The organism is Actinotalea sp. C106, from assembly GCF_023630195.1.
In the GTDB taxonomy this organism is placed as follows: domain Bacteria; phylum Actinomycetota; class Actinomycetes; order Actinomycetales; family Cellulomonadaceae; genus Actinotalea.
Genome location: NZ_JALPKN010000001.1, coordinates 1 through 11846 on the forward strand (window position 1 = coordinate 1; position 11846 = coordinate 11846).

An 11846-nucleotide genomic window follows, 5' to 3' on the forward strand; every position below is an offset into this window, starting at 1 on the left:
CGTCCGGTCCCGCCGACCACGATCGGGTCGGGGCCGCCCTGGCGGCGGGGGGCCGCAGGCCGGGTACGGCTGCTCGGCGCGAAGGTGGGAGGGGTCTGCTGAGGGGCGGGCCCCTGGTCCTCGCCGGAGCCCCGGGTGCTGCGTCGGTGAGGGCGGGGACGCTCGTCGTCGCTCATGGGGCTCAGCCGCAGACCGTCTCGAGGTCCGCCGCGTTGAAGGAGTCGCGATCCTCGAGGTCGGTGGTGTCCTCCGGCTCGCCGGCCTCCTCGGGGGGCGAGGTGGTTCCGCCGGAACCCTGGTCCTCGGTCGTGTCCGGGGCCTCGGGCTCCTCGTCCTGCAGGGGCCGGTCCTCGGCGATGCGGGCCCACACGTCGGCGGCCTCGGGGGTCCACACCACGCGGTTGGGGTCCGAGGGCGCGGCGCCGAAGGGGATCGTCATGAAGGTGATGATGCCACTCGGGACGTTCCGGAGGCTGAACGCCAGGCCGCTGAGGTCCGGGATCGAGGAGATCCCGTCGCTCACGGTCAACGAGCGGGTCACGGCGTTGAGGAAGCGGACGAGCTCAGGCACGTCGGTCAGCAGGTTCTTGGACAGCACGCTGTTGGCCGTGGCGGCGATGAGGCGCTGCTGCCGGGTGATCCGGCCGGTGTCCGAGCCGTCCAGGCCCTCGCCCGTGCGGGCGCGGGCGTAGTTCAGGGCTGTGCTCCCGTCGAGGGTCTGCTGGCCGGCCTCGAGCACCAGGTTGTTCGCCTTGGGGGAGTCGATCGGCTCAGGGAGGCAGATCGGGATGCCGCCGAGGGCGTCGACCATGTCGATGAACCCGGCCATGTCGACCACGACGAACTCGTCGATCCGCACCCCGGTGTTCTGCTCGACCGTGCGGATGGTGCACGCGGCGGCATCGGTGGTCTCCCCGGACTGGCTGCCGATGGTGAAGGCCGAGTTGAACATCGCGTTGGACTGCGCGTAGGAGGTCGAGCCGTCCGAGCGCGTGCACGAGGGGATCTCGACGAGGGAGTCGCGGGGGATCGAGACCATCTCGACGCGCTGCCGGTCAGCCGAGACATGGACGACGATCGTGGTGTCGGAGTGCTGACCGGCCTCCCCGTCCCCCTCCATCTCCTCGATGCCGTCACGGGTGTCGGTGCCCATGACGAGGATGTTCAGCGCCGTCCCCTGGTTGGGGTCGTTGGGGTCCGGGGCCGCAGCCGCCTCGGGGCGGTCCTCACCGAGGAGGTCGTCCACGTCCGCGGAGTCGATGTTGCCCTGCAGCCGCAGGTACGCCGTCGCGGCGCCCGTCCCGGCGAAGGACAGGACGCCCACCAGTGCCAGGGCGACGACGAAGCGCACCGGGTGGCGGCGCGCGCTACGGGCGTGGCGCACGGCGCGGGGGCGCCCTGAGGAGGCGTGGCGGGGGGTCACAGGGACCGAGCATAGGGCGGCACCTGGCGCTGTTGGGTGGACCTCACCCGGTTGCGTCGTGGAGGAGTCGTGGAGGATCTCGCAGGTCGGGGCGGCGAGCGACGGCGCTCGTCACCCCGGCCGGCGGCAGCCTCAGCGTCCGAGCTGGGCGTACTTGGCCTCGGTGGCGTCCTTCTGGGGGCGCCACCAGGCCTCGTTGGCGCGGTACCAGTCGATCGTGGCGGCGAGCCCGTCGCGGAAGCTCGCGTACCGCGGCTCCCAGCCGAGCTCGGTGCGCAGGCGGGTCGCGTCGATCGCGTAGCGCATGTCGTGCCCGGGCCGGTCGCTGACCAGGTCGTAGGCGTCGGAGGACTGCCCCGTGAGCTCGAGGATCAGCTCGACCACCGAGCGGTTGTTCTCCTCGCCCTCGGCACCGATCAGGTACGTCTCGCCGATCCGCCCGCGCTCGACGATCGCCCACACCGCGGTGTTGTGGTCCTCGACGTGGATCCAGTCCCGGACGTTCTCCCCGGTGCCGTACAGCTTGGGGCGCACCCTGTCGATCACGTTGGTGACCTGGCGCGGGATGAACTTCTCGACGTGCTGGTACGGGCCGTAGTTGTTCGAGCAGTTGGAGATGGTCGCCTGCACCCCGAAGGACCGCACCCAGGCGCGGACCAGGAGGTCCGAGGCCGCCTTGGTGGAGGAGTACGGGCTCGAAGGGTTGTACGGCGTCTCAGGCGTGAACTTGGCCGGGTCGTCGAGCTCCAGGTCGCCGTAGACCTCGTCGGTCGAGATGTGGTGGTAGCGCACCTCGTGCCGGCGCACGGCCTCGAGCAGCGTGTACGTGCCCACCACGTTGGTCTGGACGAAGGGCCACGGGTTCGACAACGAGTTGTCGTTGTGCGACTCGGCCGCGAAGTGGATGACCAGGTCGGCCGCGCCGACCAGCCGGTCCACCAGCTCGGCGTCGGCGATGTCGCCCTCGACGAAGGTGATGCGGTCCGCGACGGGGGCGAGGCTCGCACGGTCCCCGGCGTAGGTCAGGGCGTCGAGCACGGTGACCTCGACGTCGGGTCGCTCACGCACGGTCAGGTGAACGAAGTTCGAGCCGATGAAGCCGGCTCCGCCGGTCACGAGAAGACGCACGGAGAACCTCCGAAGCAGGGATGGGTGGGTTGCCATGCTAGCGCCGCAGGGCGCGGGCGGTTCATGGCGGAGCTCGCCAGACGTGGCACGGAGCGGGTGACTTCCGCCGGGCATACACGGACGCTTCGGTCACGCGGTGCTGAGATGCTTGACCGCAGGTCACCGGGGACTGACACTCCCCTAGATTCCTCTCGAGCCTGGGATGTGCCGTGCTTCTTCGCTTCGCCCTCTCCTTCGTCCTTTCCCTCACTGTAGGTGTGGGTGTCCCTGCTGCGCCTGCCCCGACGACGCCGGACGCCGTCACCGACACCGCCGGGACCGCCCTGACGCCGACGAGCGAGGGCGCCGCGGTCGCAGGGGACACCGTGATCGAGGAGGACCTGGCCGTCGAGGAGGGGACGGGCGGACTGGCGCCGGCCGAGGGCTCGGTCGAGCTCGAGGAGCTCTCCGTCGTGGTGGCCTCCGAGGAGGAGTTGGCACAGCTCGCCGAGGAGGAGGTCACCGAGGCGCCCGCGGCCGAGGATCCACTGACCACCTCGGGCGAGGACACGGCGACCGAAGAGCCCGCGACCGAGGAGCAGTCGGCCGACCTGACGGACGAGAGGGCGACCGAGGAGGAAGGCAGCGGAGACGGGGACCTGGCGCCGGAGCGCGAGCCTTCCCGGGCCCTCGCGCCCTCGTCCGTCGCGGGGGGCGAGGACGCCGACGTGCTCGTCGCGACGCCGAGCGAGCTCGACGACCGCGTCACGAGCGAGGTCGTCGAGACCGAGGAGTTCCAGACCCTGGGCCTGACCTGGTCAGGAGGTGCGGACATCGATGGCCTTGACGTGCAGGTCCGCACGAGGTCCGAGGGGGAGTGGGGGACCTGGATCGCCCTCGAGACGGCTGATGACTCGCCGGACGAGGGAACTCCTGACGCCGAGCAGGCCCTGAGGGCCGGCACCGACCCCGTCTGGGTGGGGGATGCTGATGCCGTCCAGCTCTCCGTCGCCGCGCAGGACGCCGCCGGCCCCGAGGGGCTGACCCTCGCACTGGTCTCCTCGGAGGAGGAGCCGCTCGACGCGACGACCGGGGACGTCGCCACGTCCGCCTCTCCGGCGGACGCCGTTGTCTCCAACGCCTTCTACTCCGGCGGCGTGCTCGCCGCGGCGCCTGCCGCACCGAGGATCGTGCAACGCTCGACCTGGGGAGCGCCTGCCCAGACCTGCCGGCCCGCGGTCGCCTCCTCGTTGGTCGGTGCGGTCTTGCACCACACGGCCGGTAGCAATGCCTACTCGACGCAGGCGCAGGCCATGCAGCAGATCCGCAACGACGCGGCCTACCACATCAACGGCCGCGGCTGGTGCGACATCGGCTACAACTACATCGTCGACAAGTGGGGCAACATCTACGAGGGCCGCGCCCGCAGCGGCAGCCAGCCCGTGATCGGCGTCCACGCCGGCGGGTTCAACACCGGGACCGTGGGCGTGTCGATGCTTGGGACCTACGGCTCTCGCCCGTCCGCTGCGACGGAGCGATCGGTCGCGCAGGTGATCGGGTGGCGCCTCGGCGCCTACGGTGTCAATCCTGCGACGTCGATGAGCTACCGGACTGGCGCGGGCCAGAACTCTCGATACACCAACCAGACGGTCTCGCTCCCTCGCGTCTTCGGGCACGGGACCGTCTCGTACACGGCCTGCCCCGGTGCTGGCGGCTACGCAGCGCTGCCCAGCATCCGCTCGATGGCCGCCACCTATGCGTCGACCTACTCCTACGCGACGCGCCTGCCGGCGTCCGAGTCGATCGTCAAGGCGCTCTACAGGGACCTTCTCGGGCGAGGCGTCGACCCGAAGGGGTTGTCGACGTGGTCCTCGCGGTTGGCGCGCAGCAACGACCAGCCCGAGCTCGTCAGCGTCTTGACGCGAAGCGACGAGTACATCAACATCCGCGTCCGCCAGGCCTACGTCGAGGTTCTCGGGCGCGAGCCGGACGCCCGCGGAGCTGCTGACTGGCTCCGGCGCATCCGCGCTGAACCGGCGCGCGTGGACGAGGTGCAGCGGCAGTTCTTCGACACGACCGAGTTCATGACGAGGTCAGGGGGGACGACGAGGGGGTACGTGGCGAACATGTACCAGTCCATCCTCGGTCGTCGGGCCGCGGCCTCCGAGGTCTCGATGTGGACGGCGCGGATCGACGAGCGCGGCCGCTCGTGGGTCGTCGACCAGATCTGGTTCTCGCAGGAGGCGGCTCGCAACCGCGCGGGGAGCTATTACCAGGTGTTCCTGAAGCGATCCCCGGACGGCGCCGGTCGTGCGATGTGGGGGCGTGTCCTCCTCGGCAAGGGCGAGGGGGCGGTGCGGACCGGGATCGCCGGGAGCAACGAGTACCGCAACCGCGCGATCGCTCGCTACCCCTGACCTGTGTCGTGCCCACCGTGAGGTGAGGTCGAGACACGGACCGTCGTGTCCCCGACGACGAGGATCCGCCGTCCTGGCCGCGATCATCACCCGGCTGCGCACACCATGAGAAGGCACCCGAAGACGGCTCCCTGGCGCTGAGTGGATCAGGAGAGTCCGTCGGCGCCGATGTGCCGGTGCGTCTGAAGGGCGCTGGCGCGCGAGACACCTAGTCGCGCGTGGAACTCACGATCATCGACCGCGCCCGGGCCGTGAAGGACCTCGTTCAACGCGTTGGCGACCGCGAGCCGATCGTCAGCGCTGAGGATGTACTGGTCCCGTGCGAGCCACTCTTCGGGAGGGCCGATCCAGGGGTCAGGCGGGACGCGATAGCGGCCAGCCTGCAGACACTCCGCGCACGCCCACGCGTCCTCGATGGACAGGCCCAGCCACCGAGACCTCGTCCGGGAGTGGTCCGTCAGCGGGCCGTAGCACCAGTCGCAGTAGTCCTGGACGTCCTCGCTCGTCATAGCGGCACGGTACTCCGGCGACCGATGAGCATCGCGACCTCGGGAGAAAAGCCCTAGTTCTATCCCACGTCCACCGGGATGACGCTTCCGTCCTCCTGAATCGTGCCGACCCACACCTGCGAGACACCGAGCACGGCCTCTCGCGGCAGGTGGGACAGCGCGTAGGTCCAGTTGGACGTGCCGTGCGTCGCCAGCGAGCTGATCGGCTCGCCATCCGGCCCCCGCAGAGCGTCCTCGTCGAAGGCCACCACGTCGAGGTCAGTGCCTCCCCAGCTCTGCCGGATGAGGGCCAGGTCCTCCTGGTTGGGGAGCCGACGAAGTTCCACCACCTCGACATCGCAGGCGCTGCGCAATGACTCGAGGTACGGGGGGCCGCCAGCACGGATGAGCAGCGCCCGGTCACCTTGGATCCCTGCGCAGACCGCCTGGAGCTGGCCCCAACGACCTCCCTGCTCGGGCACGGTGTAGAGGTCGCCCCACGTGGTCAGGGGGTGCGCCGCGACGGCGACGGCGAGGGTCCCCGCGAGGGCCCGGGTCCAGATTCGCCGGGCGGCCCAGAGCGCGGCGAGCGCGATCGTGGCCATGATCAGGAAGCCGGGGATCGTGAGGGGCAAGAAGCGGCGCATCGCCCAGATGTGATCGGGGGTGATGCTGACACGCCACAGGTAGAGGGCCGAGGGGGCGGCGACGACGGCGAGGAGCACGAGGTAGCGGCCGTCGCGACGGGCGAAGGCCCGGTAAGCGACCAGGGCGAGGCCCGCGAAGGCCAGCACGACCATCGGCCACCCGAAGTACCAGGACTGCCACGTGACGGAGTTCTGGTCGTAGCTCGCCGTCGGGTTCGGCTCGAGGCCCTCCCGCGCCTGCAGGCCCTGCACCAGCATCGAGTAGGGCGAGCCCTCCACGATGTTGTTCCCGGTGAACCACAACGGGCGGCTCGTCAGGACCGCGGCGACCACGACGACGAGCAGGGCTGCCCCGATCCCGAGCGTCCTGCGGTGCCGGAGGGCTGCACGACGCACCGGTGTCCAGACGGGAGGGAGTGCGAGCGCCATGCCGACGACGACGGTGGCCATGAGCGCGGCGGTCAGCATGCTGAAGCGCGGACCGAGGTCCGCCAGGTAGCCGGGGCTGTGGAGCCTGAGGTCGAGGTAGCCCAGCCCGACCAGAGCGAGGGCGGTCAGCGTCACCAGGACCAGGTTGCGCTGCATCGCCCGTCGTGGCCGCGGGGCGACCGGTGCTGCGGCCGCGAGAGCCATGCCGGCGATCAGGCCGATCACCACGGCACTTCCGTCGATGCGCACCAGGGCGATCGCGCCGATCATGCCTGCCGCGATCACATGGCGCCACCAGGTGCGTGTCGAGAAGGCAGACCACGACATCATGAGGCCGCCGAAGGCGAAGGCGACCGTCACCGGCTCGGTGTAGGCCGCACGGGAGAAGACCCCCATGGGCATCGATGCGCCGAGGGCTGCCATGGGCAGGAGGGCCCAGAGCGGCCCGACGATCCGGCGGCTGAGGGCGTAGACCGCGAGCAGCCCCAGGGAGCCGAGCAGGAGGTTCCCCGCGAGCACGGCGGTCTCCCCCCCGACCCACCCGCCGAGGGCGAGCAAGCCAGGGAGCAGCTTGGCGCCCTGGGCGTGGAGGACGCCGTCGGCCGGGAAGTAGGCGCCGGTCCAGGCATACAGCTCGGGCATGACGGGCTGGAGGGCGTCCTGCACCTCCAAGGCTGAACCCATGGGGATGCCGGGGTGCGAGTGGTTGCTGAGCCAGATGCCCTCGAGCGTCAGGAAGCCCGGGTCCCGTGTGACGGTCACGTAGCGCGAGGTGTAGGGGAGGTGCGCAGCGATCCACCCGAGGGTGAGGACCAGGGCGACGCCCGCCCCGAGCAGGCCTGCGCGGTCGGCCTGGAGGGGGGCGGGCATCAGGCGCCACGTCGCAGCGACGGCCACGAGCAGGAGCGGAGCGACGAGCCACGGGGTGAAGACACCCGGCAGGACGGTGACCGTGACCACCAGACTGGTCCAGAAGAGCAGCATGATGAGCCGGTCGGGCGTGCTCATCAGGCCTCGGCCGAGCATCCCTCGACCGGGGCCCGTCACCTCGGTGGTTCTCGGCGCGTCACCGGACCCCGGCGTCGTCATGTGGGTGAGCCCGCGAACTCCGCCTGGGTCCAGACGAAGCCGACGCTCCCGCCTCCGGTCGTGACGGTGAACTGCGCTCCCTCGATGAGGCGATGCAGCTCTGCGCCGGAGTCGGCGGCGATCGCACCGTGCACGGTGTACGCACCTTCTCCCAGCTGCAGCCCGGGGAGGCGGAACTCGACCTCCTTCCGGCCCGACAAGCTGTCGAGCCGTCGGCCGAGGAGCTTGGTGTTGGTGCCGAAGACGTTCTGACCGAGCGGGGTGTCGATGCCGACGCCGATGATCGGCTGATCGACGCGTTCGTCGGCCTGGAGGGTCAGGCCGATCCTCAGGTCCTGACCGGGAGAGATCTCCGAGACCGGCGTGCCGTCCTCGCCCATGAGCCTGATCGCCTCGACGCGCGCCTTGGAGGTGGGGAGGCTCCCGGCCTCCTGCCCGGCCTCCTGCTCGCGTGCGATCTCCTCCTGGCGCGTGTGCTCGAACTCGCCACGCAGCGTACGGAGGGCTTCGCGGGGCTCGCCGTCGGCGATGATCGCGCCGTGCTCGAGCACGACGGCGCGATCGCACAGCTCGGCCACCTGGTCGAGCGAGTGCGTGACCAGGACGATCGTTCGACCTTCGTGCTGGAAGCCGCGGATACGGTCCATGCACTTGCGCTGGAACGGCTCGTCGCCGACCGCGAGGACCTCGTCCACGAGCAGGATGTCCGGGTCGACGTGCACGGCCACGGCGAAGGCGAGCCGGACGTACATGCCCGACGAGTAGAACTTGACCTGGGTGTCGATGAATCTCTCGATCCCGGAGAAGTCCACGATCGCGTCGAAGTGCTTGTCCGTCTGCGCGCGGCTCAGGCCCAGGATCGACGCGTTGAGGTACACGTTCTCCCGGCCGGTGAGGTCGGGGTGGAACCCGGCGCCGAGCTCGAGGAGGGCCGCGAGACGGCCCCGGAGATGCACGGTCCCGGACGTCGGCTGCAGGATGCCGCCGATCATCTTGAGCAGCGTGCTCTTCCCCGACCCGTTGGCGCCGATCAGGCCGATCGTCGATCCCGAGGTGATGTCGAGGTCGATGTCGCGCAGGGCCCAGAAGTCGTCCTTGTGCAGGTTGGATCGACCGAAGTTGACCAGGCGCTCCTTGAGCGACTTCTCCTTGCGGATGATGAAGCGCTTGGAGACCTTCTCGATCTTGACGACGGTGGTCGCGCTCATCACAGCTCCTGGGCGAAGTTGGCCTGCAGGCGCGCGAACACTCGTTGGCACAGCCACAGGAGGAGGATGCCGACGAGCAGCGCGACCCCGAGCCGCTCGGCGAGGTGGTCGGGCTTGAGCTCACCGTCCCCCGAGACCCAGAAGGTCTCCTGGAAACCGAGGATCACCAGCGTCATCGGGTTGGCCAGGTAGAGCTCCTGGAGCCAGCGGCCGATCTCGCCCGAGGCGAGTGCCCACGAGTACACGATGGGGGAGGCCCAGAAGAAGATCATGAGCAGGATCTCGACGAGGTACTGCACGTCACGCAGGTACACGTTGACCGCTGAGAGGAGGAAGGCGGCGGCGGTCGCGAGGACGAGCAGCACGGCCAGGGAGAGCGGCAGGTACAGCCAACGGCTGCCGGTCGGGAAGGCGCCGACGGCGACGGTCGCGGCGACCAGCACGCCCAGCTGGATGGTGAAGTTGAAGAGGGCCGAGCCCACCACGCTGAGCGGGAAGACCTCACGTGGGAGGTAGACCTTCTTGATGAGTCCGGCGTTCACGACGATCGAGGCGGTGCCGCTGGCGATGATTTCGGAGTAGAGGGTCCAGGCCGTGAGCCCTGCGTAGATGAAGACCGCGAAGTCGGGGATCTCGCGGGCGGCACCGAGGAACCGACCGATCGCCACGTAGTAGATCAGCAGCAGGGCGAGGGGCTTGAGCAGGCTCCAGAGGAACCCGAGGGTGCTGTCCTTGTACTTGGCCTTGAGCTCGCGTCGCGTCAGCATCCCGAGCAGCTCTCGCTGGGCGTGGATGTCCCGGATCGACTGCAGCGTCCCGACGACGAAGCCCGGTCGAGGCCCCGCGATGCGGAGGGGCTCTGAGGCGAGCGCCGAGCTCCGCGCACTCCGATGATCGTTCATGTGCTCCCTGTCGACGGACGCTGGGGCGTGCTGGCGCCCGGGCCAGCGAGTCACCTTACCTTCGGCAGAGCCTAGACCCGCCGATCGGGTGAATCCGGCGGGCCTGCCCAGCTCCGGGGTCGTGCCTCTGAGTGACGCGCGGTGGCTCGTGGTCCAATGGCAAGGATGCCTAGGACCCGTGGAGCTGTCATGCAGGTGCACCGTCGATCGGGTCAGCGCGCGCTCGTCGCTGCGCTGGTCCTCACCCTGCTCGGTGCCACGGGAGGTCCCGCGGGTGCAGCCGAGCCGACGGCGACTGCCCCAGCCCCTGCCGCGACGTCCCAGGACGTGCTGGCGGCGAGCCCGTCCAACCAGGCGACGTTCGTCGGCCGAGGGTGGGGGCACGGCCGCGGGATGGGCCAGTACGGTGCCTACGGGTACGCGACGGTCCACGGGTGGGGCTACCAGCGGATCCTCGACCACTACTACAGCAACACGACGATGGGGACCGCGTCGGGGGGTGCGATCGACGTCGAGCTCATGGCCCTCGCTGGCAAGGAGCTTCGCGTCATGGCACGGGGGCTGAGGATCAACGGGGTCACGATCCCCGACGCCACCGCGGCGGGGACGGCCGTCCGGGTGATCCGGAACCAGGACGGGACCTACACCGTCCGTACCGGGTCGAGCTGCGCGACCTCGCAGCCCTGGACCACACGGAGCGGGCGCCCCACCAAGGTCACGCTGGCCACCACGTCCCAGGCCAGTCCCGACCGATACCTGCGCCTGTGCGAGTCGACGGGCCAGCGCTTCTACCGAGGCACGATGACCGTCCAGCCGCACCGGACGAGCGGCGCCCAGACGACCTTCAACAACGTCTCGGTCGAGGACTACCTGCGCGGTGTCGTGCCGCGCGAGTCCCCTGCGTCCTGGGGCAGCACCGCGCGCGGGATGCATGCCCTGCGCGCGCAGGCCGTCGCTGCCCGCAGCTACGCACTGTCGGGGACCCGGCCCTCGGGCGCCAAGACCTGCGACACGACGGCGTGCCAGGTGTACGGCGGCAGCGCGTGGCAGCCGAACGGGGGGGCACGCCAGTCCCTCGAGGAGACCAACACGAACCGGGCGGTCGACGACACCCGAGGGCAGGTCAGGGTCCTGCCGGGGAGCACGGCCCCGTTGCGGACCGAGTTCAGCTCCTCGACCGGCGGTTGGACGGCCGGAGGTGCCTTCCCCGCGGTCCGTGACGACGGCGACTCGGTGGCGCAGAACCCGAACCACACGTGGACCCTGAGCGTCCCGCTCAGCACGGTGGGCTCGGCGCTGGGCATGGGGACGATCCGTTCGCTCACCGTGACCGCGCGCAACGGTCTTGGTGCGGACGGGGGCCGGGTCCGGGAGATCGTGGCCCGGGACGTCAACGGAGCTACGCGCACCCTCACGGGCGACCAGTTCCGCTCGGCCCTCAACGCCGTCCCGGGGGTGACCTTCCGCAGCGACTGGTTCACCGTCTCGCTGGTCAGTCCGGCCCACGCCCAGGCTGTCGTGAAGGCGCTCTACCAGGACCTGCTCGGCCGTGGTGCGGACCCGACCGGTCTGCGGACCTGGTCGAACAAGCTGATGTCGGGGACGAGCCAGTCCGAGCTCGTCAGCACGCTGACGCGAAGCGACGAGTACATCCGGTTGCGGGTGGCCCGGGCGTACCGCGAGGTGCTCCTGAGGGAGCCCGACCCGGTCGGGGCGAACAACTGGCTGCAGAGGATCCGTCGAGGGTCGGCCACGGTCGACGACGTCCAGCGACGCTTCTACGACAGCACCGAGTACTACACCCGCGCCGGCGGCACACGCTCGGGCTACGTCGCGCGGCTCTACCAGACCGTGCTGGACCGGCCTGCGAGCGCTGCGGAACGGGAGAGCTGGAGCCGCAAGTGGGACACCATCGGGCGTGCCGGCGTCGTGGACTCGATCTGGTTCTCCTTCGAGGCCGCCCGGATCCGAGCCGGCGCCTACTACCAGACGTTCCTCCAGCGCGCCCCCGACCCTGCAGGCAGGGACAGCTGGGCGAGGGTGCTCCTCTCGCGCGGTGAGGGAGCAGTGCGCAACGGCATGGCCGGCAGCCAGGAGTACCGCACCCGCGCGATCGCCCGGTACCCCTGAGTGGGG

At 70.2% G+C, this 11846-nt stretch carries 8 protein-coding genes; 2 read left to right on the forward strand and 6 right to left on the reverse strand.

The window, feature by feature from the left end:
- Positions 1 to 181: 181 nt before the first annotated feature.
- Together L0B03_RS00005 and rfbB are read right to left on the reverse strand one after the other, a co-directional pair.
- Positions 182 to 1423, reverse strand: a complete 1242-nt coding sequence (locus L0B03_RS00005) for an LCP family protein (RefSeq protein ID WP_250442479.1) — start codon at positions 1421 to 1423, stop codon at positions 182 to 184.
- 132 nt (positions 1424 to 1555) lie between these two features.
- On the reverse strand, positions 1556 to 2551 hold the full coding sequence (gene rfbB / locus L0B03_RS00010) for a dTDP-glucose 4,6-dehydratase (RefSeq protein ID WP_250442482.1): 996 nt from the start codon (positions 2549 to 2551) through the stop codon (positions 1556 to 1558).
- A gap of 209 nt (positions 2552 to 2760) precedes the next feature.
- Here rfbB and L0B03_RS19435 point away from each other — a divergent pair, with 209 nt between their 5' ends.
- Complete coding sequence (locus tag L0B03_RS19435; protein WP_250442484.1) at positions 2761 to 4947, forward strand: DUF4214 domain-containing protein; 2187 nt, start codon at positions 2761 to 2763, stop codon at positions 4945 to 4947.
- Positions 4948 to 5093: 146 nt separating this feature from the next.
- Here L0B03_RS19435 and L0B03_RS00020 read toward each other — a convergent pair whose 3' ends face one another.
- From L0B03_RS00020 to L0B03_RS00035, 4 genes are all read right to left on the reverse strand, one after another.
- The gene (locus L0B03_RS00020; RefSeq protein WP_250442487.1) at positions 5094 to 5456 is read right to left on the reverse strand and encodes a hypothetical protein; all 363 of its coding nucleotides are present in this window, start codon (positions 5454 to 5456) and stop codon (positions 5094 to 5096) included.
- A 59-nt stretch (positions 5457 to 5515) separates the two neighbouring features.
- Positions 5516 to 7519: a hypothetical protein gene (locus L0B03_RS00025; protein WP_250442489.1), complete on the reverse strand. Its 2004-nt coding sequence runs from the start codon at positions 7517 to 7519 to the stop codon at positions 5516 to 5518.
- Between the two features lie 77 nt (positions 7520 to 7596).
- Positions 7597 to 8808 carry an ABC transporter ATP-binding protein gene (locus tag L0B03_RS00030; RefSeq protein WP_250442491.1) on the reverse strand — a complete coding sequence of 404 codons (1212 nt, stop codon included), beginning with the start codon at positions 8806 to 8808 and terminating at the stop codon, positions 7597 to 7599.
- Positions 8808 to 9710, reverse strand: coding sequence for an ABC transporter permease (locus L0B03_RS00035; protein WP_250442492.1), 903 nt, complete (start codon positions 9708 to 9710; stop codon positions 8808 to 8810). Before L0B03_RS00035 ends, L0B03_RS00030 begins: the two co-directional genes overlap by 1 nt.
- 189 nt (positions 9711 to 9899) lie before the next feature.
- Here L0B03_RS00035 and L0B03_RS00040 point away from each other — a divergent pair, with 189 nt between their 5' ends.
- Positions 9900 to 11840 carry a DUF4214 domain-containing protein gene (locus tag L0B03_RS00040; protein ID WP_250442494.1) on the forward strand — a complete coding sequence of 647 codons (1941 nt, stop codon included), beginning with the start codon at positions 9900 to 9902 and terminating at the stop codon, positions 11838 to 11840.
- The last annotated feature ends 6 nt before the right edge of the window (positions 11841 to 11846 follow it).